Source organism: Pseudomonas sp. ok272 (assembly GCF_900109995.1).
In the GTDB taxonomy this organism is placed as follows: domain Bacteria; phylum Pseudomonadota; class Gammaproteobacteria; order Pseudomonadales; family Pseudomonadaceae; genus Aquipseudomonas.
In genome coordinates this window covers 114,276-134,416 of the sequence record NZ_FOCB01000012.1, presented here as the reverse complement: position 1 = coordinate 134,416, position 20,141 = coordinate 114,276, and the positions used below count along the sequence as shown (strand labels likewise).

22 protein-coding genes are annotated in these 20,141 nt (G+C 60.5%); 15 read left to right on the top strand and 7 right to left on the bottom strand.

The window, feature by feature from the left end; genetic code table 11:
- Window positions 1-32 precede the first annotated feature (32 nt).
- From BMW74_RS17880 to BMW74_RS17855, 6 genes are all read left to right on the top strand, one after another.
- Entirely contained in the window at window positions 33-836 is an 804-nt protein-coding gene (locus tag BMW74_RS17880; RefSeq protein WP_093424460.1) for a CbbQ/NirQ/NorQ/GpvN family protein, read from the top strand.
- Entirely contained in the window at window positions 820-1,407 is a 588-nt protein-coding gene (locus BMW74_RS17875; RefSeq protein WP_093424457.1) for a cytochrome c oxidase subunit 3, read from the top strand. The genes BMW74_RS17880 and BMW74_RS17875 overlap by 17 nt, the downstream gene beginning before the upstream one ends.
- Before the next feature lie 11 nt (window positions 1,408-1,418).
- Entirely contained in the window at window positions 1,419-1,676 is a 258-nt protein-coding gene (locus tag BMW74_RS17870) for a cytochrome C oxidase subunit IV family protein (RefSeq protein ID WP_093424454.1), read from the top strand.
- Between the two features lie 221 nt (window positions 1,677-1,897).
- Entirely contained in the window at window positions 1,898-2,338 is a 441-nt protein-coding gene (locus tag BMW74_RS17865) for a c-type cytochrome (protein WP_093424451.1), read from the top strand.
- Window positions 2,339-2,341: 3 nt separating this feature from the next.
- Window positions 2,342-3,769 carry a cbb3-type cytochrome c oxidase subunit I gene (locus tag BMW74_RS17860; RefSeq protein ID WP_093424448.1) on the top strand — a complete coding sequence of 476 codons (1,428 nt, stop codon included), beginning with the start codon at window positions 2,342-2,344 and terminating at the stop codon, window positions 3,767-3,769.
- Between the two features lie 79 nt (window positions 3,770-3,848).
- Complete coding sequence (locus BMW74_RS17855) at window positions 3,849-5,690, top strand: nitric oxide reductase activation protein NorD (RefSeq protein WP_093424445.1); 1,842 nt, start codon at window positions 3,849-3,851, stop codon at window positions 5,688-5,690.
- 12 nt (window positions 5,691-5,702) lie between these two features.
- Here the strand turns inward: BMW74_RS17855 and BMW74_RS17850 are convergent, their stop codons facing one another.
- The gene (locus BMW74_RS17850) at window positions 5,703-5,903 is read right to left on the bottom strand and encodes a protein DnrP (RefSeq protein WP_093424442.1); all 201 of its coding nucleotides are present in this window, start codon (window positions 5,901-5,903) and stop codon (window positions 5,703-5,705) included.
- On the bottom strand, window positions 5,900-6,583 hold the full coding sequence (locus tag BMW74_RS17845) for a Crp/Fnr family transcriptional regulator (protein WP_093424439.1): 684 nt from the start codon (window positions 6,581-6,583) through the stop codon (window positions 5,900-5,902). The genes BMW74_RS17850 and BMW74_RS17845 overlap by 4 nt, the downstream gene beginning before the upstream one ends.
- A gap of 483 nt (window positions 6,584-7,066) precedes the next feature.
- Between BMW74_RS17845 and BMW74_RS17840 the strand changes: the two genes are divergently transcribed.
- A complete protein-coding gene (locus BMW74_RS17840; RefSeq protein WP_093424436.1) occupies window positions 7,067-8,257 on the top strand; it encodes an NnrS family protein in 1,191 nt (396 codons plus the stop codon).
- Between the two features lie 28 nt (window positions 8,258-8,285).
- Complete coding sequence (locus BMW74_RS17835; RefSeq protein ID WP_093424638.1) at window positions 8,286-8,723, top strand: hypothetical protein; 438 nt, start codon at window positions 8,286-8,288, stop codon at window positions 8,721-8,723.
- Between the two features lie 75 nt (window positions 8,724-8,798).
- Here BMW74_RS17835 and ytfE read toward each other — a convergent pair whose 3' ends face one another.
- Window positions 8,799-9,473: an iron-sulfur cluster repair protein YtfE gene (ytfE, locus tag BMW74_RS17830; protein ID WP_093424433.1), complete on the bottom strand. Its 675-nt coding sequence runs from the start codon at window positions 9,471-9,473 to the stop codon at window positions 8,799-8,801.
- A 155-nt stretch (window positions 9,474-9,628) separates the two neighbouring features.
- Between ytfE and norR the strand changes: the two genes are divergently transcribed.
- The 7 genes from norR (at window position 9,629) to BMW74_RS17795 (ending at window position 16,272) form a co-directional block, all read left to right on the top strand.
- Window positions 9,629-11,158 (top strand): nitric oxide reductase transcriptional regulator NorR, encoded by a 1,530-nt coding sequence (gene norR / locus BMW74_RS17825; RefSeq protein ID WP_093424430.1) that lies wholly within the window; start codon window positions 9,629-9,631, stop codon window positions 11,156-11,158.
- Window positions 11,159-11,246: 88 nt separating this feature from the next.
- Window positions 11,247-11,894 (top strand): pyridoxamine 5'-phosphate oxidase, encoded by a 648-nt coding sequence (gene pdxH, locus BMW74_RS17820; RefSeq protein ID WP_093424632.1) that lies wholly within the window; start codon window positions 11,247-11,249, stop codon window positions 11,892-11,894.
- 100 nt (window positions 11,895-11,994) lie between these two features.
- Window positions 11,995-12,549 carry a molybdenum cofactor biosynthesis protein B gene (gene moaB, locus BMW74_RS17815; RefSeq protein ID WP_093424428.1) on the top strand — a complete coding sequence of 185 codons (555 nt, stop codon included), beginning with the start codon at window positions 11,995-11,997 and terminating at the stop codon, window positions 12,547-12,549.
- Window positions 12,546-13,781 (top strand): molybdopterin molybdotransferase MoeA, encoded by a 1,236-nt coding sequence (gene glp / locus BMW74_RS17810; protein WP_093424425.1) that lies wholly within the window; start codon window positions 12,546-12,548, stop codon window positions 13,779-13,781. The genes moaB and glp overlap by 4 nt, the downstream gene beginning before the upstream one ends.
- A gap of 130 nt (window positions 13,782-13,911) precedes the next feature.
- Window positions 13,912-14,907 (top strand): ubiquinone anaerobic biosynthesis protein UbiU, encoded by a 996-nt coding sequence (locus BMW74_RS17805; protein ID WP_093424422.1) that lies wholly within the window; start codon window positions 13,912-13,914, stop codon window positions 14,905-14,907.
- 10 nt (window positions 14,908-14,917) lie between these two features.
- The gene (locus BMW74_RS17800; RefSeq protein ID WP_093424419.1) at window positions 14,918-15,808 is read left to right on the top strand and encodes a U32 family peptidase; all 891 of its coding nucleotides are present in this window, start codon (window positions 14,918-14,920) and stop codon (window positions 15,806-15,808) included.
- A complete protein-coding gene (locus tag BMW74_RS17795) occupies window positions 15,802-16,272 on the top strand; it encodes a ubiquinone anaerobic biosynthesis accessory factor UbiT (protein ID WP_093424417.1) in 471 nt (156 codons plus the stop codon). Before BMW74_RS17800 ends, BMW74_RS17795 begins: the two co-directional genes overlap by 7 nt.
- A 119-nt stretch (window positions 16,273-16,391) precedes the next feature.
- Here the strand turns inward: BMW74_RS17795 and BMW74_RS17790 are convergent, their stop codons facing one another.
- The 4 genes from BMW74_RS17790 to BMW74_RS17775 all read right to left on the bottom strand — a co-directional run bounded on the left by BMW74_RS17790 (window position 16,392) and on the right by BMW74_RS17775 (window position 20,072).
- Complete coding sequence (locus tag BMW74_RS17790) at window positions 16,392-16,790, bottom strand: putative zinc-binding protein (RefSeq protein WP_093424414.1); 399 nt, start codon at window positions 16,788-16,790, stop codon at window positions 16,392-16,394.
- 74 nt (window positions 16,791-16,864) lie between these two features.
- Entirely contained in the window at window positions 16,865-17,539 is a 675-nt protein-coding gene (locus BMW74_RS17785) for a Crp/Fnr family transcriptional regulator (RefSeq protein ID WP_093424411.1), read from the bottom strand.
- 86 nt (window positions 17,540-17,625) lie between these two features.
- Window positions 17,626-18,273, bottom strand: a complete 648-nt coding sequence (gene narL / locus BMW74_RS17780) for a two-component system response regulator NarL (RefSeq protein WP_093424409.1) — start codon at window positions 18,271-18,273, stop codon at window positions 17,626-17,628.
- Window positions 18,270-20,072 carry a HAMP domain-containing protein gene (locus BMW74_RS17775; protein WP_093424406.1) on the bottom strand — a complete coding sequence of 601 codons (1,803 nt, stop codon included), beginning with the start codon at window positions 20,070-20,072 and terminating at the stop codon, window positions 18,270-18,272. The genes narL and BMW74_RS17775 overlap by 4 nt, the downstream gene beginning before the upstream one ends.
- Window positions 20,073-20,141 lie beyond the last annotated feature (69 nt).

The following is a 20,141-nucleotide window of genomic DNA, read 5'->3' as shown; positions in this document are numbered from 1 at the left end:
TTCCTTGAATCCGCTTTTGGAACAGGCAGCCCATGGACCGTATCCCGTCTCGCGAACACCCCGTCGAACCCTTCTATCAACCGCTGAATAATGAGGAGATGCTGTTCGAGCAGGCCTGGCGCCACGGCATGCCGGTACTGATCAAAGGCCCGACCGGGTGCGGCAAGACCCGTTTCGTCCAGCACATGGCCCATCGCTTGAAACTGCCGCTGTACACCGTGGCGTGCCACGACGATTTGAGTGCTGCCGACCTGATCGGCCGCCATCTGATTGGCGCTCAGGGCACTTGGTGGCAGGACGGCCCCTTGACCCGCGCGGTGCGGGAAGGGGGGATCTGTTACCTCGATGAAGTGGTCGAGGCCCGTCAGGACACCGTCGTGGTCCTGCATCCACTGGCCGATGATCGTCGGGAACTGTTCCTGGAACGCACCGGCGAAGTGTTGAAGGCGCCGTCGTCCTTCATGCTAGCGGTGTCTTACAACCCCGGTTACCAAAACCTGCTCAAGGGCATGAAGCCCAGCACCCGACAACGCTTCGTGGCGATGCGCTTCGGCTATCCGCCAGTGGCCGACGAAGAACGCATTGTCGCGAGGGAGGCTCAGGTGGACAGCGCGTTGGCGGCGCAGGTGGTCAGGCTCGGGCAGGCCTTGCGCCGGCTCGATCAGCATGACCTGGAGGAAGTCGCCTCGACGCGGCTGCTGATTTTCACCGCGCGCATGATCCGCTCCGGCATGAGCCCGCGAGAGGCGTGCATGGCGTGTCTGGCTGAGCCGTTGAGCGATGATCCGTTAACGGTTGCCGCGCTGATGGACGTGGTTGATGTCCACTTCGGCTGAGTCCCGCGACGTGTCCCGTGGCCACTTGCCGGGCGATCTGGCGATGTGGTTTTTCATTCTGGCCGAGTTGTCGGTGTTCGCGGTTTTGATTCTGGCGTTCACGGTGACCCAGGCGCTCAAGCCGCAACTGTTCGCTGAAAGCCGACTGTTGCTCAACAGCGCCACCGGGCTGGCGATGACGTTGAGCCTGCTCACGGCGGGGTTGTTCGCCGCGCTGGGGCAAGAGCAAGTCCGGCACTCACGGCCACGCCACGGCGCAATCTTTCTGTTGACCGCGTTGCTCGCCGCGAGTCTCTACGTGGTGCTGAAAGTCACCGAGTACCGGCACTTGCTGGCCTCGGGGCTCGGCATGGAGCACAACACGTTTTTCACCCTCTACTGGATTCTCACCGGGTTTCATTTTCTCCATGTACTGCTCGGCATGTTCATCCTCGGATGGCTGGCCGAGCGTTGCCGGCGAGGCCTGTACAACGCCGACAACCGCAGCGGTTTTGAATGTGGCGTGCTGTATTGGCACATGGTCGATCTGATCTGGGTCGTACTGTTTCCGCTGGTCTATGTGCTCGACTGACGGGAGGCTTGATGTCAGCTTCTAGATTACTGCTGACCTGCTGGGCCGCGCTGAACACGTTAAGCGTGTGCACGATGGCGCTGGCCCAGGTCGGCGCGACGCGGCCGTTGGCGATGGCCATCTTGCTGGTGGCGGTGGGCAAAGCCTGGCTGATCACCGATGGCTTCATGGAACTGCGCCGCGCCCCGCGTTTATGGCGCCGCTTGATGTTGAGCTGGGCGCTGGTGTTGGCGGCCATAGTGGGGATGACGCTAGTGTTATCCCGTTGAAGAAACCCATTAATGTGGGAGTGAGTCTGCTCGCGAAGGCGCCGTCACGTTCAATATTTATGTTGACTGGCACATTGCCTTCGCGAGCAGGCTCGATCCCACATTCGATCTTGGTTATCGGCAATACCCGACCAAAACCATCTGGCTTTCTTGATCGCCATCAAGCGGGTTTCAACCCTTAGCTTCCTATCATGGTCGGGCCAAGCAATGAGGAAGCGACCATGTCAGAGACCTTCACAAAAGGCATGGCCAGGAATATCTATTTCGGGGGAAGCATCTTCTTCTTCCTGATATTCCTGGCCTTGACTTACCACACGGAACAAACCTTTCCCAAGCGCAGCAATGAAGCGCAATTAACCGAATCAGTGATACGCGGAAAAACGGTCTGGGAGCAAAACAACTGCATCGGCTGCCACACCTTGCTAGGCGAGGGCGCCTATTTTGCGCCTGAGCTGGGCAATGTGTTCCAGCGCCGGGGCGGGGAGGAGGGCTTCAAATCCTTCCTGCATGCTTGGATGAAAATGCAGCCGTTGGGTGTACCGGGCCGCCGAGCGATGCCTCAGTTCAAGTTGACGGACCAGGAGGTGGATGACATCGCCGAGTTTCTCCAATGGACCTCGAAAATCAACACCAATGGCTGGCCGCCCAACAAGGAGGGCTGAGAGATGAGCATGGCTAATCCGCATCTGAAATTTGCCTCGCAAGCTGTTGCCAAACCGTACTTCGTGTTCGCCCTGATGCTGTTTCTCGGTCAGGTGTTGTTCGGTTTGATCATGGGCCTGCAATACGTGATCGGGGATTTTCTGTTCCCGATCATTCCCTTCAACGTGGCGCGAATGGTCCACACCAACCTGCTGATCGTTTGGTTGCTGTTCGGTTTCATGGGCGCTGCCTACTACCTGATTCCGGAAGAGGCCGATCGTGAGCTGCACAGTCCAAAACTGGCGATCATTCTGTTCTGGGTCTTCGCCGCTGCGGGCGTGGCGACCATCCTTGGTTACTTGTTGGTGCCGTATGCCGGCCTGGCGAGGCTGACCCACAACGAATTGCTTCCGACCATGGGCCGGGAGTTTCTGGAGCAACCGACCATAACCAAAATGGGCATTGTGCTGGTATGCCTGGGCTTTCTGTACAACATCGGTATGACCCTGCTCAAAGGGCGCAAGACCACGGTCAGCATGGTCATGATGACCGGGTTGATCGGGCTGGCCGTGTTCTTCCTGTTCTCCTTCTACAACCCCGGCAACCTGGCCCGCGACAAGTTCTATTGGTGGTGGGTGGTGCATCTTTGGGTAGAAGGTGTGTGGGAATTGATCATGGGCGCGATGCTGGCCTTCGTGCTGATCAAGATCACCGGTGTAGACCGGGAGGTCGTGGAGAAATGGCTCTACGTGATTATCGCCATGGCGCTGATTACCGGGATCATCGGCACGGGCCACCACTTCTTCTGGATTGGTGCACCCGAGGTCTGGTTGTGGGTCGGTTCAATCTTCTCCGCGATGGAGCCGTTGCCCTTTCTGGCGATGGTGATATTCGCCTTCAGCACCGTGAAGAACCGGCGCCGACAACACCCGAACCGCGCCGCTACGCTATGGGCCAAGGGCACCACGGTAACGGCTTTCTTCGGTGCGGGCGTCTGGGGTTTTCTGCACACCCTGGCCCCGGTCAACTTCTACACCCACGGTTCGCAACTGACGGCGGCTCACGGTCACCTGGCCTTCTATGGGGCCTACGCGATGATCGTCATGACGTTGATCAGCTACGCCATGCCGCGCTTGCGGGGTCTGGGTGAAGCCGGTGACGAACGCTCGCAGACCCTGGAGATCTGGGGCTTCTGGATGATGACCCTGTCGATGGTGATGATCACGCTGTTCTTGACCGCGGCCGGTGTCGTGCAAGTCTACCTGCAACGCTGGCAGCCCGACGGAATCGCGTTGCCGTTCATGGCCGCGGTCGAACATTTGCAGGTGCTGTTCTGGGCGCGCCTGGCGGCCGGGGTCGGTTTCCTCGCGGGGCTGCTCTGCTATTTGTTCAGCTTCAAGCAGCGGGGGCGCAAAGCTTTGCGTGCTCCGGCAGCGGTGGTGCTTTCATGAGCCGGTATAACGACTAGAAAAGCTCGGCCCGGCTGATACAGCGGGCCGTTTTTTTGGCTTTCCGAACAGGGCAAACAACATGGCCTTTACCGTCGAATTGGAAGAGTGGGTCGGCAGTGTCTGGCATCGCTTCATCACCCGGCGCGCCAGTCCGGATTTCCCCGAAGCACGGGTTGAACTGATCAGTCAGCAACGCCCGTTGGCGCTGTTGTTCCGCGCCACGGGCGGTGCCAGTGGCATGAGCGTGGAAGCGGTCAGCGACCGCGCGCTGTTGTTGCGGCGCAACGTATTGCAGCAAATCGCCGGTACCTGCAAACAAGTACCCTTGGCCTGGTGTGACGAGAACACCCTGCGGCTGCCGTCGAGCCTGGCGGTGTTCCCTGAAGTCGCATTGAATGAGGAACTCTATCGCTGGCTCGCGTTGCTGGCGGCGCAGGCTGGTCAGATGCGGCATTGGGGCCGGGACAATCAGCGCTGGACGCAACGTCTGTTGCGGCGCTATCCAGCGTTGCTTCCACGCTACCAGCGCCTGGTCGACGCCCACCTGCAATTGCGCCCGGACCCCGCCTCGTTGAGCCGTGGTGAAGCGGCGCTGGAGCGCGCCTTATGTCAGGCATTGCGCGAGCCGGGCAGTGTCGAGGAGTTCCCGCGCAGCGAACGGGCGGCGTGGCCGTTGCCGTTGTGGTTGTACCCGCCGCAACATCTCGCCAGCCCGTTGGCGGCCGATCTGGGGGATGAATCCGAAGAGTCGTTGGCGACGCCGCCCGGCGAGCAGGAAGGCGGGCGCAAACGCGCCCAACGCATTGATGACAGCCCCCGTGACGGCGGCTTGCTAGTGGTGCGTCTGGAGAATCTGTTCAGTTGGACCGAGCACGTGGACCTGGATCGCTGGTCGGATGACAGCGAAGACCCGGACGCCGCCAGGGTCGCCGATGACCTGGACGAATTGACCCTGTCGCGCACCCGCTTGCGCAAGGGCGGTGGCTTGAAACTGCACCTGGATTTGCCTCCCTCGGATGTCGACGATATTCCGCTGGGCGAGGGCATTAAGTTGCCCGAGTGGAACTATCGCAAACAGCAGATGCAGGATGCCTTCGTCAATCTGCAAATGATGGTGCCCCGCGACTGTGACGCGCAGCCGCTGCCGCCACGGCTGAAGGTGTCGGCGCAGCGTCTGCAGCGCCAGTTCGAACACTTGCGCAATGACCGTCAGTGGTTGCGCCAGCAAACTCAGGGCTCGGAACTGGACATGCAAGCCTGGCTGGATTTTCACGTTGAACGCGAGCATGGCCAGTGCGCCGAGCACGGTCTGTTCATGGCGCAACGCCAGACGCGCCGCGACTTGGCGTGCCTGTTGCTGGCCGATGTGTCGATGTCCACCGACGCTCATCTGAACGATGAGCATCGGGTGATTGATGTCATCCGCGACACGCTGCTGCTGTTTAGCGAAACCCTATCGGGCCTGGGGGATGATTTCGCCTTGTACGGGTTTTCCTCGCTGCGCCGTCAGCAAGTGCGCATGCAGGAACTCAAGTCCTTCACTCAACGTTATGACGACAACACCCGCGGGCGTATTCAGAAGCTCAAGCCGGGATATTACACGCGCATGGGCGCCGCGATTCGCCAGGCCACGCGCTTGCTTGGCAGCAGCAAGCGACGCAGCAAACTGCTGTTGTTGCTCACGGATGGCAAACCGAATGATCTGGATTTGTACGAGGGTCGCTACGGTGTTGAAGACACCCGCGAGGCGGTGCTGGAGGCTCGTTGTCAGGGGCTGACGCCTTTCTGTATTACCATTGATCGCGAGGCAGGGGATTATCTGCCGTACATGTTCGGCGCCAATGGCTACACCTTGATCCGTCAGCCTGAGCAACTACCGCTGCGCTTGCCACAGTTGTATCGCCAACTGACTCAGCCTTGAGCCCAAGCGGCATCAACTAATACCGCGCGGCAAGCCGAAAAACATCGCGATGCAAAAAATCGTCAGGCCGATGCAGAACCACCTGAACCGGCGCAGTCGACGTGCCTGGGCGCGTTCGGCCATCACCGGCAAGGGCATGCTGCATTGCAGGCATTCGGCTTGTTTGGACGGGTTGGTTTTTTGGCAATACAGGCAGACGGGCAGGGTGTTCACTCGAACAGCTCCAGGCGCGGACGATCAAGAATGGCAATCTGGCGGCCGTCCTGAGTGATGATTTTTTCATCGATCAGGCGGCGAATGATCCGTGAAAAGGTTTCCGGCTGGATCGACAGATGCCCGGCGATCAGTTGCTTGGCCATTGGCAGCTCGAATTGGCTGTCGAGAGGTTGCAAGCGAACCAGTTGCGTCAGCAGGTAACGCACGACCCGGTGGGTGGCGTTTTTCAGCGACAGGGTTTCGATTTCATTGACTCGTTGATGCAAGCGCACGCAGAGCTTGCCGAGCAACGCAAAGGTCAGCCGGCTATTGCTCTGAAGCAGGCGCATGTAAGTGCTGTTGGATAACCGATAGAGCTGCGTGGGGCAGACCGCCTCGGCCGAGGCCACATAGTTGGGGGTGTCCATCAACATCATCGCCTCGGCGAAGGTTTGTCGATCGCCGATGACTTCAAACACTTTCTCCTGTCCATCAGGTGTCAGCCGGTAGATTTTCACCGCCCCGGCAATCACGAAATAGAACGAGTCGGCCGGCTCGCCCTGGCGAAATAGCGGTTCGCCTTTGTCGATGCTCAGCAAGTGGCTGGTACTCATCAATTCATCCAGCTGTTCTTCGTTCAACGGCTCGAACAAATGATGACTGCGCAAAATCTGGTGGTGGACGCGATGAAGCACCATGGCAATTGATCCTGAAGGTTGAAAAAGGGCTGGCGATTGAGTCAGACGAGGCCCAGGGAAAGGCTGCTGGCCAAGGCCATGACTGAGCACAACACCACAAACCAGGCCAGTGGCTGAATGACTTTATTCATGACGACTCCAGGTATCCGAAGGGGATTAAGGGTTGTTAAAGCATGGGGAGACTTGAGCAAGACGCGGGCCATGCCTGGAGGTCCTTACTGGCGGGGCCTTGTCAGTTTAAGGGTATAAAAGACCCAGCTATTTAGGGTTGTAATGACCATTTAAGGGTTATTTGTACCTAGATTGGTTGGCCGTTGGGCTCGCGGGCGCCAGCCCTGGTGCTGATTAGCCCCGGGGCACGGCCCTTGCACTCTTGATCTGCGACAACGGCGTATGAACGTTAATACCCGATGATAGACCCCGGGTTTACCTCGACGCTTGCGGGTGAGTGTCAGGTCTGCAACACGTTAGAGGAGTCGCGTTATGCAAGTGCTTGAGCGCCGTAAAGCGATGGCGATCCCGCCGCTGTTACGGCTGGCCTTCCGGCCATTTTTCCTCGCAGGCTGCCTGTTGGCGGTGTTGGCCATACCGCTCTGGTTGGCCGCGTTCAGTGGTTTGATTGGCCACTGGACACCGGCCGGCGGCTGGCTGGGCTGGCATCGGCATGAACTGTTGTTCGGGTTTGGGCTGGCGATTATCGCGGGTTTTCTCCTGACTGCTGTAAAGACCTGGAGCGGTCGCCCCGGCCTTAGCGGCAAGCCGTTGGCCGCCCTGGCGGCGCTGTGGCTGTGCGCGCGACTGGCGTGGCTGGCCGATGCGCCGTGGCCGCTGCTCGCGGTGCTGGAACTGGCATTCCCGCTGGCGGTGGCGTTAGTCATGGGCTTCACCTTATGGACGGTGCGGCAAAAACGTAACTACCCGATTGTGGCGGTGTTGCTGTTGTTGGCCGGCGCCGACGGGCTGTCCCTTTATGGCTTGGTCGAAGGTCACGAAGGCTGGCAGCGCCAGGGCGTGCTGACCGGCATCTGGCTGGTGGCGGCGATGATGGGCCTGATCGGCGGGCGGGTCATTCCATTCTTTACCCAGCGTGGCCTCGGCCGGGTCGAGGCTGTTGCGCCGCGGCCGTGGCTGGATTGGTTGCTGTTGATCGGCTCGCCGCTGGTGGCGTTGCTGTATGCCGCAGGACCGGCGCTTTTACCGAATATCGGCGTGGGTCTGTTGTTTGCAGTGTTGGCGGCGGGGCATCTGATGCGCCTTGTTCGCTGGCATGACTGGGCACTTTGGCGCGTGCCGTTATTGTGGTCGTTGCACCTGGCGTATGGCTGGTTGGCGGTAGCGTGCCTGGGCATGGCTCTGTGGCATTTTGGCGTGCCGATCAACCCGAGTCTGGCGGTGCATTGCCTGACGATAGGTGCAATGGGCGGTCTGGTGCTGACGATGATTGCGCGGGTCAGCCTGGGTCATACCGGCCGCCCCCTGAAACCGCCGTCGGGCATGACCCTGGCGTTTATTTTGCTCAATCTGGCGTGCCTCAGTCGGGTCGTATTGATCCTGTTCTTGCCCTTGCTGGCGTTGTGGCTGGCCGGTCTGTGCTGGGTGCTGGCGTTTGCGTTATACGCCTGGCGCTATGGGCCTATGCTGCTGCGCACTCGGGTCGACGGTCATCCGGGTTGAGCCGGCGAATGGAAGGAGGTGGTCAGTGCTGTATCCCTTTTTGCTGGTGACACACTTGCTCGCGGCGATAGCCTTCATCGGCACGCTGTTTTTCGAAGTGGTGATCTGGCACCACGCCCGCCAGAAGTTGCCGGATGCGCCGCAGTCGACGGCGGATCAGGCGATTGCCGTGCGTTCGCGCAAGGTGCTGCATGGCGTGGTGTTGCTGTTGTATGGCGCTGGAATCAGTTTGGCGTGGCAATACCGGGGCGCCTTGAGTCAGCCGTTGGCTAGCAGTTTGGGCACCTTGCTGAGCCTGAAGATCCTGTTGGCCTTGAGCATCATCGGCCATTATTTGCTGTTGGCGTATTGGCTGAAAAGCTCATGCCTGACCACCACCCGGGCGAGCTGGATTCGTCGCAGCATCCTCGGGCACATGGTGTTGATCGTGATCCTCGCCAAGGCCATGTTTTATTGGCATGGCTGAGTAGCAAAAGCCTCCGACAGACAAAACCCGCGACAACCGGTGGGCTGGCGCGAGTTTGGTGTAAGCGGCAATTGATCAGTGACGAGGATTGAGGGCATTAACGAACAGCACATTGTTCTCCAGATGAATGTGCTGCATCAGGTCGTCGCGAAACTCCAGCAGCCCGCGATACAAGGCGCGCCAGGTATTACAGGCATCGGCTGGCGGGGTGATGTTGTGGGTCAGGGCGAGCAGTTTTTCCAGGGCCAGGCCATGTTGATCATGCTCGAAACGCAGCACCTGGATCGGCGGCGCAGCCTGTGGGCCGATGCCCTGTTGCAGCATCGGGAAGAGCACTTGTTCTTCCTTGAGCATATGGCCTTCGAGTTCTTGTTGAATCTCGGTCAGCAGGTCGGCCAGGCCGTTGGGGCAACTGCTGCGTGCGCCGTGGACGTGCTCGACCCGACGGGCCAGGCGAATCAGTTCCGGCAGTTGCTCACGGTGGCGGGCGTGGTAGCGCGCCAACAGATGCGCGATCAACAGTTCCGACGGCTCGTTGCGCCAGTCGTGCTGGGTTTCGCCGGCGTCTTGCAAAATGTGCAGGGCATCGGCAATCAGCATCGGGTCGAGGGATTTGGCCAGGGCCGCTTCACGCAGGCTTTTGTGCCCGCCGCAACAGAAGTCCAGTTTGAAGGTGTGAAAAATCCGGGTGGCGCCGGGAATGTCGCAGGCCAGTTGGCCGAGACTTTGTTCCACTAGGGTTTGGCTCATCGGGGTTCCTTATTTGGATTTTCAACGGTTCCCCAAGCTCATTGCATCCCGTATGCCATATTTAACCGACTGATAAATATGGATTGGTTTTTAGTTGTGGTGATAGCCACCCTGACGCTTTAGGGTGAATCGAACCATAAAGGGTGATTACTACCATGCTGCGAGAAAGCCTGGCAGCCGACCTGATTGTCGAGTTGCCCAATGCCGTGCGGTTGCAACGACTGGTGCAGACCCTGCGTGAGTACTTCAACAGCGGTGCTGTGGGGTTGCTGCGTCTGGATGAGGACAGCCTCAGGCCTGTCGCGACGGTAGGTTTGGTCCATGAAGCATTGGGCCGGCGGTTTGTTATCGCTCAGCATCCGCGACTGGCCGCGATCATGGCGTCACGCGAGCCGACCTGGTTCGAACCTGACAGCCGCCTGCCGGACCCCTATGACGGCTTGCTCGACAACCATGTCGGCGAACCACTGCCAGTGCATGACTGCATGGGCGTGAGCCTGTATGTGGAGGGCCGGATCTGGGGCGCTATCACCCTCGATGCGCTGCATGCCGGCACCTTCGACGGCCGGGCGCGGGAGGAGCTCAAGCGTTGCACCTTGCAGATCGAAGCCGCCGTGCGCGTGACCCGGCTTGAACAAGAAAACCGCAGCTTGCGCTTGTCCCGCAGCGACCTTCAAGACGTGAGCACGCCCGCCGACGATGGCGAAATTCTCGGTCAGAGCGAGGCGTTGCACCAGTTGCTCAATGAGCTGGATGTGCTGGCCGATTCTGATCTACCGGTGTTATTGCTGGGCGAAACCGGTGTGGGCAAAGAGTTGTTTGCCCGACGCCTGCACCGTTTGTCGCGGCGTAGCCACAAGCCGCTGATACAGGTTAACTGCGCGGCGTTGCCGGAATCTCTGGCCGAAAGTGAGCTGTTCGGGCATGTCAAAGGTGCGTTTTCCGGCGCCACCAGTGACCGCGCCGGACGTTTCGATGCGGCCAACGGCGGCACACTGTTTCTCGATGAAGTCGGTGAGTTACCGTTAAGCGTTCAGGCCAAACTGTTGCGCACCTTGCAGAACGGCGAAATCCAGCGCTTGGGTGCGGACAAGCCGTTACATGTCGATGTACGGATCATCGCCGCGACCAACCGGCACCTGCCCGACAGCATCCGCGACGGCCTGTTTCGGGCTGACCTGTATCACCGGCTCTCGGTGTACCCGGTGCCGATCCCGCCCCTGCGCGAGCGCGGCAACGATGTATTGATGCTCGCCGGGCATTTCCTTGAACTCAATCGGGCGCGGCTCGGCCTGCGGGGTTTGCGTTTGTCGCCCGCCGCCGAGCGGGCCTTGCTGGCGTACAGCTGGCCGGGCAATGTGCGCGAACTGGAGCATGTGATCAGCCGCGCTGCGTTGAAGCAACTCAGTCGCGGCACCAGTCGCGCGTTGATCATGACGCTGGAGCCGCAAGTCCTCGATCTCGACAGCGCAATGGGTGCGTCGGGAACGCTCGTCGAGCGGCCGCCAGAGGTTATATCGGATGCGCCGTTCCAAGCCTTGGGCGATGCGGTGAATGATTGTCAACGGCAAAAAATTCTCCAGGCCCTGAGTCTTTCCGGAGAGAACTGGGCCAGCGCCGCGCGACTGCTGGAAGTCGATCCCAGCAATCTGCACAAACTGGCCCGACGTCTTCGCCTCAAGTAGGCCTGAGCGGCGCGGCATGTTGATGGTGATCAAGGTGGCATTGCTCAGGGGCTCGCACACTGGGCCAAACCCTCCGGAGATCACCGTCATGCCTCTATCCTTGGCCCAAATGCGCCGCGACTACACCCTTAATGGCTTGCAGGATGAAGCGGCGCTGGACGATCCCCTGGCCATGTTCCGACAGTGGATGCAGCAGGCACGGGATACCGAGTGCGCGCCGGTCGAGGCCAACAGCATGATGTTGTCGACGGTCGACAGTGAGGGGCGCCCGCACTGCCGGGTCCTGCTGCTCAAGGGCTTGAGCGACGAGGGTTTTACCTTTTTCGGCAATTACCAGAGCGACAAGGGGCTGCAACTGGCCGCCAACCCGAATGCCGCGATGACGTTTTTCTGGCCGGGGCTGGAGCGTCAGGTGCGTATTGAAGGCCAGGTGTCCAGGCTCGATCCGCTGCTCTCGGATGCGTACTTCGATTCACGCTCGGTGGCTAGTCGCCTGGGCGCCTGGGTGTCACCGCAGAGCCGTCCCCTGGCCAGTCGGGCGGCACTTGATTCGCTGTTGGCCGCCACCATCAAGCGTTTCGTTGGCCAAAGCGTACCGAGGCCAGAGCATTGGGGCGGCTACTGTCTGCGCCCCGAGCGACTGGAGTTCTGGCAGGGGCGTGCCGACCGCTTGCATGACCGCCTCGATTACCGTTTGCAGAACGGCGAATGGTGTCGCGCGCGCCTGGCGCCCTGAGCCTTTATTCGTCCTGTGGAGGTACCTCGTTGGAGGAATAGGCCAGACCGCGATTCCGGTTCAGGCTTGGCCAAACCCTCATCTACGGGAAGGCTTGGATATGGCCCATTTGACGCAACGCACGTTTGTCCCCCTGAACATCGCCGTGCTGACCATCACCGATACACGCACCTTTGACACCGATACTTCAGGGCAGACCCTGACTGATTTGCTGCAAACCGCCGGGCATGTGTTGATCGACCGGGCGCTGGTCAAGGACGATATTTATCAGATCCGCGCCATCGTTTCCCGGTGGATCGCCGACCCCAAGGTACAAGTGATACTCATGACCGGCGGCACCGGTTTCACCGCACGGGATAACACGCCACAAGCGGTCTTGCCGTTACTCGACAAACACGTTGAAGGCTTCGGTGAACTGTTCCGGCAGGTGTCCCTGGCGGAAATCGGCATGTCCAGCTTGCAGTCCCGGGCATTGGCCGGGATGAGCAACGGCGTGCTGGTGTGTTGCGTCCCGGGTTCGCCGGGTGCCTGCCGAACCGCCTGGAACATGATCCTGCTGGAGCAACTGGACAGTCGCACCGGCCCGTGCAATTTCGCCCCGCATTTGAAGTCGCAATCGCTGCAGGGCATCGACGCCTGCGAGACACGCTCATGACCGCTCGAGTGTGCGACCTTGGTCACCTGATCCCGGTGGACGAGGCGATCCACCGTCTGCTTGATCAGGCGCCGCCGCCCCCGCTGGCGCAAATGATCATTCTGGAGCAGGCTTTGGGCCGGGTACTGGCGACGGACATCCATTCCCTGGTGAATCTACCGGCCTGGGACAACAGCGCCATGGACGGTTATGCCCTGCGGGCGGCTGACCTGCCATCCGAGGGGGGGTATTTGCCGGTGGGTGGGCGAATAGCGGCGGGTGACGCGGCCTGTTCACCTTTGCTCGCGCAGCACGCGGTGCAGATTTTTACCGGTGCGCCATTGCCGGCCGGTTCCGATACGGTGGTGCCGCAAGAGCACTGCCGGATCGAAGGCGAACGCGTCTGGTTGCCACCGGTGAACACGGGCGATCACGTGCGTCAGGAAGGTGAAGAAGTGCGCCGTGGGGATCTGTTGCTCAAGGCCGGCAAACGCCTGCGTGCACAAGAACTGGGATTGCTGGCGGGTGCCGGCGTGGCGCGGGTCGCGGTTTATCGACCGTTGCAGGTGTGTCTGCTCAGCAGCGGCAATGAGCTGCGTGAGCCGGGCGATGCCTTGGCGCGCGGGCAGATTTACAACAGCAATCGCTATTGCCTGGCCGCGTTGTTACGCGGCTGGGGCGCTGAGGTGCACGACTACGGCGTCATGGCGGATGAGTTGGCCGCCAGCCGCCATGCCCTGAGCCTGGCTTCTTCGGAGTGCGATTTGCTGCTGAGTTCCGGTGGCGTCTCGGTCGGTGAGGAAGACCACCTCAAGCAGGCAATCGAGGAACTGGGCAGTCTGGACTTATGGCGGCTGGCCATTCAGCCGGGTAAACCCCTGGCCTTTGGCGACGTCGCTGGCAAACCCTGGATCGGCATGCCGGGCAATCCCTCGGCGGCGCTGATTACCGCGTTGGTGGTCGTGCGGCCGTTCCTGCTGCGGGCGCAGGGCGCCACTGATGTGATGCCGGTGCCGTTGGCCGTGCCGGCCGGGTTCGACTGGTTGCAACGCAACAAACGCCGCCAGTACCTGCGGGCCCGATTGACCCCCGGCGCTGACGGGCAGTTGAGCGTGCAACTGCACCCTCAGCAAAGCTCGGCGATGTTGACTGCTGCGTGTTGGGCCGACGGGCTGGCGGTGATCGAGTGCGAGCAGCAAGTGCTCAAACACGACAACGTGATGTTCCTGTCCTTCGCCGACCTGATGCATTGATTGCAATTGATTGTCGTCAAGGCCCTGCCTGCCGGTCTCGCTAGACTGGCAGCGCATTTTTCGATCCTGGCTAGGGGGTACCCCAGGCCTGCGAGGAGGGTCGAGACGCGTTTTCTCATGAGGATTACCCATGCAACTGGTCTGTCCGGCAGGGAATCTGCCTGCGCTAAAAGCGGCGGTGCGCCAAGGCGCGGATGCCGTCTATGTCGGTTTTCGAGATGACACCAACGCCCGGCATTTTGCGGGCCTAAACATGGACGACAAGCAGTTCGACGCTGCGGTCGCTCACATCCGCCAGCATCAACGCAAACTCTACGTCGCGGTCAACACCTACCCGCAACCCAAGGGCTGGGAACGCTGGCAACGGGCGGTAGACCGGGCCGCCGATTTCGGCGTGGATGCGCTGATCGCCGCCGACCCCGGTGTGCTCAACTATGCCAGCCAGCGCCATCCGCAATTGGCCTTGCACCTGTCGGTTCAGGGCTCGGCAACCCATGCTGCGGCGCTGGCGTTTTATGCTCAGCGCTACGGCATTCGACGCGCCGTGTTGCCACGGGTGTTGTCGCTGGCGCAGGTGCGCCAGGTCGCCGCGAACAGCCCGGTACCCATCGAGGTATTTGGCTTTGGCAGCTTGTGCATCATGGCCGAAGGGCGTTGCCACTTGTCCTCCTACATCACCGGCGAGTCGCCGAACCTGTGCGGCGTTTGTTCGCCGGCCAAGGCAGTGCGTTGGAGTGAGGACGCCCAAGGCTTGAACGCGCGACTCAGCGAAGTGCTGATCGACCGCTACACCCCGGATGAGCCGGCCGGTTATCCGACGTTATGCAAGGGGCGGTTCCTGGTCGGCGGCAAACGATTTCATGCGCTGGAAGAGCCCACCAGCCTCGACACCCTCGACTTGCTCCCGGAATTGACCGCCATCGGCGTCGAAGCGGTCAAGATCGAAGGCCGTCAACGCAGCCCGGCTTATGTCGAGCAAGTCACCCGCGTCTGGCGGGCGGCGCTGGATGCCCACCGTGGTTCGCCGGGCAGTTTTCGGGTTAAGGAGGAATGGCGGCAGGTGCTGGCCGGCTTGTCCGAAGGCAGCCAGACCACCCTGGGTGCTTATCATCGATCATGGCAATGAGGGGCAGAACATGAAGCTCAGTCTTGGGCCGGTCCTGTTCTATTGGGACAAAGCGCAACTCAGTCACTTTTATGCCGAAATGTCGGCCTTGCCCCTGGATGTGATTTACCTAGGGGAAACCGTGTGTTCGAAACGTCGGGCCTTTTCATTGGATCAATGGCTGGGGTTGGGGCGCGAGTTGCAGAGCTGCAGCCAGGCTCAATTAGTGATCTCCAGCCTGACACTGATCGAAGCCGCATCCGAACTCTCCAGCCTGCGCCGGCTCTGCGACAACGGCCAATTGCTGGTGGAAGCCAACGACATGGGCGCGGTGCAGTTTCTGGCCGAGCGCAAGTTGCCGTTCGTGGGCGGCCCGGCGCTCAACTTGTACAACGGGCATGCGCTGACGCAATTGCTGAACTGTGGAATGACCCGTTGGGTGCCGCCAGTGGAATGTTCGGCAGCGTTGATTGGCGATGTGATCGAGCAGGTCCGCGAACTCGGCCACCCAGTACCGGAGGTGGAAATCTTCGCCTACGGGCATTTACCGTTGGCCTATTCCGCCCGCTGCTTTACCGCCCGTGCGGAAAACCGGCCGAAGGATGACTGCCAGTTCTGCTGCATCAACTACCCGGATGGTCTGGCGCTGACCAGTCAGGAAGGGCAGCCGTTGTTCACCCTTAACGGCATCCAAACGATGTCGGCGGAAGTGACCAATCTGCTGGCCGATTATTCCGGGCTGGTGGCCTGCGGTGCCGATCTGCTGCGCCTGAGTCCGCGTGCGCAAGGTATGGCCGAGGTGATCGAGGCTTATCAACGGGTTCGTCTGGGCGAGACACCGCCGCTGTTCGTCGAAGGCTGCAACGGCTACTGGCACGGCCAGGCCGGTATGTTGCGCGTCGAGGAGGCCGGCCTGTGTTGAACCGGAAAAAATGGCTGTTGAAAGGGGCCGACAGCTTGCTGCCGCTGGTGCGCCGAGTACCCTTTGCCGTGCAACGACTGGCGTTGCAACAGGCGCTGAATCGCTGCCTCGCCGTGCCGTTGCGCAACGGTGAATTCGAAGTGCTGCGGGGGCGTTGGCTGTGCTTGCGCATTCCGGATCTGGGGCTGTCCTGGTTCCTGACCCTGGGCCGCGAGGGTTTGCAGATCGCCAGGCAGGCCACGGCGCACGTGACCATCAGCGGCAACTGGCGGGAGTTTCTGCTGCTGGCCAGCCGTCAGGAAGATCCGGACACGCTGTTTTTTCGCCGGCGCCTGGTAATTGAGGGTGATACCGAGCTGGGCCTGGCTCTGAAGAACCTGATCGACAGCCTTGACCCCGACGTCTTACCGGTCTGGCTGTGGCGCAATCTGGAACGAGCGGGGAAAGGGTTGGCGGCGGGTTAATTCACACAATTCACCTGTGGGAACGGGTTTGCATCGCGAATGCGGTGTTCATTCAGCATCAATGTTGAATGTCAGTTTGCATTCGCGAGCAAGCCCACACATTAGGCTTTTGTTGTGCTTCAGGTTGTCGTTTCTTGCCGGTTTTCGTACTGGCGGGCATCGCTGGCAATCAACTGTTTGATCCCTTCAAACAACTCATCACTCTGCGCCTGCGTGAAGTCCTCGCCGTAGCGTTTGCGCAACCCGTAATTGCTGAGAATCAGATGCACATCGGCATGCAGGCCATGCTGTTTCAGGCAGTTTTCGACGCATTGCAGTGGGCAGCCGTCGAGCGCGAAGATCCGCCGTCCCGAGTGCGCCTTGTTGACCAGCGCGGTCACATGGCCACCGACCCCGACAATGCAGGACATTTCCGCCACGCCGCTGCGGTCCAGTCGCACAGCCAGGTTATTGGCCAGTTGGGCGACATTGGAGCAGCCGGAGCAGGAGTAAACCAAAGGCAAGGTTGAAGGGGACATTGACGTTCTCCATGGTTGGGCTCCTCCAGTGTGCAAGGCCGGCAGTTTTGCGCATTGATTGCAGTCAATTGCGCCTATTGGAAGTCGGCCAGGTCTTTTTCCACGAGGATATTGATGTTGCGTCGTTCCATCTCGATCAGGCCGCACTCCACCAGTCGATGCAAAATCCGCGAAAAGGTTTCCGGTTGAATCCCCAGCTTCGACGCCACCAGGCGTTTGGACACCTGCAAGACAATCAGGCCGGTGACCGGGTTGCGTTCCTGCAACAGAAAATTGATCACCCGACGGCTCGCGCTCGCCATGGTCAAGGTGTCGATGTCCCGCAGGCGCAAGTGCAGATGAACGCTCATGCTCGCCAGGATCGCCAGGCAGACTTTCGGCTGGTCCTCCAGGGCGTTGCGGTAATGGTGGCCCTCGATACTGACCAGCACGCTGTCCTTGAGGGCGGTGCCGCTGACTGGGTAAGTCTGGGTCTGGCTGAAGAGCAAGGCTTCGGCGAAGGTTTGGCCGGGCTGGATGATTTCCACCAGGTTTTCCTGGCCTTCGCCGGTGAGGCGGTACAGCTTGATCTGGCCGCTGACCAGCAGGAAAAAGCGCTTGGCCGGATCGCCCTGGTGCATCAGCGTGCTGTGGCACGACAGGCGTTTGAGCATGGCCAGGCCACAGACTTCCTCGAAGACTTTCTCCGGCAGTTGGTTGAACAGATGATGACGACGCAGCGTTAAAACGATGGAAGGGTGGGTCAGCATGGCGTACCTCCGCTGACGCTCATAGTAGAGAGTCCAGAGCAATTGACCTATGTCTCTACCGGCCTACCTCCAACGAGGCATACCCCTTAGCCCGCACTGCGCAGATGCTCCATGGCCCACACAGCCGCTTCGACCCGTGAACGCAAACCCAGTTTGTGCAGCAGGTTCTTGACGTGAACCTTGACCGTGCCTTCAGTGATGCCCAGCTTGTGCCCGATGACCTTGTTGCTGAAGCCGCTGGCGATGGTTTTCAATACTTGGCGTTCGCGCTCGGTCAGTTCCACCACCGCTTGACGCGGCGGCGAGCGCAGCGCCTGGGCCATGACTTGCGTCAGGCCAGGGCTGATGACCAAAGCGCCGTTCAGGGCATCGCGGATGTACTGGATCAGCAGTTCGGGCTCCATGTCCTTTAGCAGATAACCGTCGGCATCCAGGCGCAGGGCATCGCGAATGTCGTCTTCGGCATCCGACACGGTAAACAGCAGCACCTTGCCGGTGTAGTGCATGGCCCGTAACCGGCGCAGGGTTTCAATGCCATTCATCTGCGGCATGTTGTTGTCGAGCAACACCAGGTCTGGTTGCAGCGGCTCGATCAGGGTAAGCGCTTCTTCGCCATGATTGGCTTCGCCGACAATCAGGAAATCATCTTCGAGTTCGAGCATCTGGCGGATGCCGCGACGCATCATTGGATGATCGTCGACCAGCAGGATTTTATGTCGTGGGGACGGGTTCATGTGACGCTACCTTTTGTTTTCTGCCCGAGAAACTCCGGGTGGAATTCCAGCTGGACGAGGGTGCCTTGCGGTTCACTGGAAAAAATCTGTAGCTGGCCGCGCAAGCTGCGGGCCCGCTCATCCATGATGTTCAGGCCGTGGTGTTCGCGCTGATCGACGTTGCCGTTGAAGCCACACCCATCGTCTTCGACCGAGAGCCTGACGGTTTCGCCGTCCTGGCGCAGTTCCAGCCAGGCGTTTTGGGCATGGGCATGGCGCAGGCAGTTGGACAGCGCCTCGCGGGTGATCTGCAAAATGTGGATTTGCTCGCTCGCCGAGAGCTGAAAGGCCAGCGCGTCGACGTGCAGGTGCACCTGAAACTCGCCGCGCCGGGAGAACTCCTCGGCGGTGTCCTTGAGTTCCTGCGCCAGGCCCGCGTCGTGAATCTGCAAGCGGAACGTGGTCAGCAGTTCGCGTAGTTGGCGGTAGGCATTGTTCAGCCCCTCGCGCAATTCGGCGGTCACGCCTTCCAGGGTTTCGACCGGCTCGCCACGGCGCATCAGTGTCTGCATGCGGCTGACTTGCAGCTTCATATAGGACAAGGCCTGCGCCAGAGAATCGTGCAGTTCGCGGGCGATGATCGTGCGCTCTTCGAGCAGCAGCAGGCGATGGTCCTGTTCCCGTTGGCGCTTGAGCGACAGCGAGGTGCCAATCAGGTTGGCCAGGGCCTGGATCAGTTGGGTTTCCCAGGCTTGCGCGGGATGCCCGTCGACAAAGTGCGCCTTGAGCTCACCCAATTCATTGCCCTGGTTGCTGATGCTGAACGCTTGCGGGCTGGCCGTGTGGTGTTTCTGGCAGGTCGCGCAATCGCTGCTGGCGCAGACTTCCCGGCTGCTCGCACCGTGCAGGGCGAGCAACTGTTGGGCCGGAGCCTGCAATTGGCCTTGCAGGCATAGCGACAGGCGTAAGCCCGGCAGGCGTTGCTGGAAGCGCCGGATCAAATCATCCAGGCCCTCGGCATTGGCCAGGCGCGTGGCCAGGCTCCGGCTGCTTTGATAGAGCAACTCCAGGGCCGCGTTGGCCTGTTGCAGGTTGAGGGTTTTTTGCTGGACCTGGCTTTCAAGCGTGCGATGGGACTGTTCGATCGTCTCGGCCATGGCGTTGAAACTGGTGGCCAACTGGCCCAGTTCGTCCTGGGACTGATGGTTGACCCGCACTTGAAACTCACCGCGACGAAAGCGCTGGGTGGCGGCCACCAACTCTTGCAACGGCGTGACGACGCCGTACTGCAGCTCGTAGAGCCCCAGCAGCAGGACGATCATCGTGGTGAACAGGGCCAGACCCTGGATCAGCTGTTGCCAACCTTGCTTCTGTTCGCTTTGGCGCTGCAACAGGTTGACGAACTGGTTAATTTGTTCAACGAACGGACGGGCCTGCAGCTGAAAAGCATCGGCATCGCCGCGTTCAAGTGCCGGGTACAAATCCTCGTTCCAGCGTTGCTGGATTTGCCCATAGCTGATTTGCAGATCAGTGGACGGGCCGTCTTCCAGCACCGCTTTGAGGGACTGGCTATTGAGGCGAGTTTGAAGGCTGTCGGTGATGGCGGCGATTTCTTCGCGGGGGGCGCCGGCGACCAGTTTCCAGCTCAGGTGGTAAGTCTCCATCCGTACCGAGCCGGCGGTGTTGATAGCGGCGGCATCGCCCTGGCTGAACCAGGCGATCAATCCGGCGCTCAACGAACTGGCGAGGGCGAGTATGGCGATGAGGATCACCGCCAGCCCGGCGCGAGCGGGCAGGGAGCTGCGCAACCAGCGCATCATCAGCGCTGATCCTGAGGAAAGACACAAAGACTGGACATGGAGCGCCTCGAATTGCGGTTTTGCATCCAG

Bases quoted from the DNA above. Each gene is read 5' to 3' on its own strand.
- moaB (WP_093424428.1), top strand. From the start codon at position 11,995: ATGGCCCATTTGACGCAACGCACGTTTGTCCCCCTGAACATCGCCGTG.
- BMW74_RS17840 (WP_093424436.1), top strand. From the start codon at position 7,067: ATGCAAGTGCTTGAGCGCCGTAAAGCGATGGCGATCCCGCCGCTGTTA.
- norR (WP_093424430.1), top strand. From the start codon at position 9,629: ATGCTGCGAGAAAGCCTGGCAGCCGACCTGATTGTCGAGTTGCCCAAT.
- ytfE (WP_093424433.1), bottom strand. From the start codon at position 9,473: ATGAGCCAAACCCTAGTGGAACAAAGTCTCGGCCAACTGGCCTGCGAC.
- pdxH (WP_093424632.1), top strand. From the start codon at position 11,247: ATGCCTCTATCCTTGGCCCAAATGCGCCGCGACTACACCCTTAATGGC.
- BMW74_RS17775 (WP_093424406.1), bottom strand. From the start codon at position 20,072: ATGATGCGCTGGTTGCGCAGCTCCCTGCCCGCTCGCGCCGGGCTGGCG.
- BMW74_RS17855 (WP_093424445.1), top strand. From the start codon at position 3,849: ATGGCCTTTACCGTCGAATTGGAAGAGTGGGTCGGCAGTGTCTGGCAT.
- BMW74_RS17785 (WP_093424411.1), bottom strand. From the start codon at position 17,539: ATGCTGACCCACCCTTCCATCGTTTTAACGCTGCGTCGTCATCATCTG.
- BMW74_RS17880 (WP_093424460.1), top strand. From the start codon at position 33: ATGGACCGTATCCCGTCTCGCGAACACCCCGTCGAACCCTTCTATCAA.
- narL (WP_093424409.1), bottom strand. From the start codon at position 18,273: ATGAACCCGTCCCCACGACATAAAATCCTGCTGGTCGACGATCATCCA.
- BMW74_RS17790 (WP_093424414.1), bottom strand. From the start codon at position 16,790: ATGTCCCCTTCAACCTTGCCTTTGGTTTACTCCTGCTCCGGCTGCTCC.
- BMW74_RS17865 (WP_093424451.1), top strand. From the start codon at position 1,898: ATGTCAGAGACCTTCACAAAAGGCATGGCCAGGAATATCTATTTCGGG.
- BMW74_RS17845 (WP_093424439.1), bottom strand. From the start codon at position 6,583: ATGGTGCTTCATCGCGTCCACCACCAGATTTTGCGCAGTCATCATTTG.
- glp (WP_093424425.1), top strand. From the start codon at position 12,546: ATGACCGCTCGAGTGTGCGACCTTGGTCACCTGATCCCGGTGGACGAG.
- BMW74_RS17860 (WP_093424448.1), top strand. From the start codon at position 2,342: ATGAGCATGGCTAATCCGCATCTGAAATTTGCCTCGCAAGCTGTTGCC.
- BMW74_RS17875 (WP_093424457.1), top strand. From the start codon at position 820: ATGTCCACTTCGGCTGAGTCCCGCGACGTGTCCCGTGGCCACTTGCCG.
- BMW74_RS17800 (WP_093424419.1), top strand. From the start codon at position 14,918: ATGAAGCTCAGTCTTGGGCCGGTCCTGTTCTATTGGGACAAAGCGCAA.
- BMW74_RS17805 (WP_093424422.1), top strand. From the start codon at position 13,912: ATGCAACTGGTCTGTCCGGCAGGGAATCTGCCTGCGCTAAAAGCGGCG.
- BMW74_RS17870 (WP_093424454.1), top strand. From the start codon at position 1,419: ATGTCAGCTTCTAGATTACTGCTGACCTGCTGGGCCGCGCTGAACACG.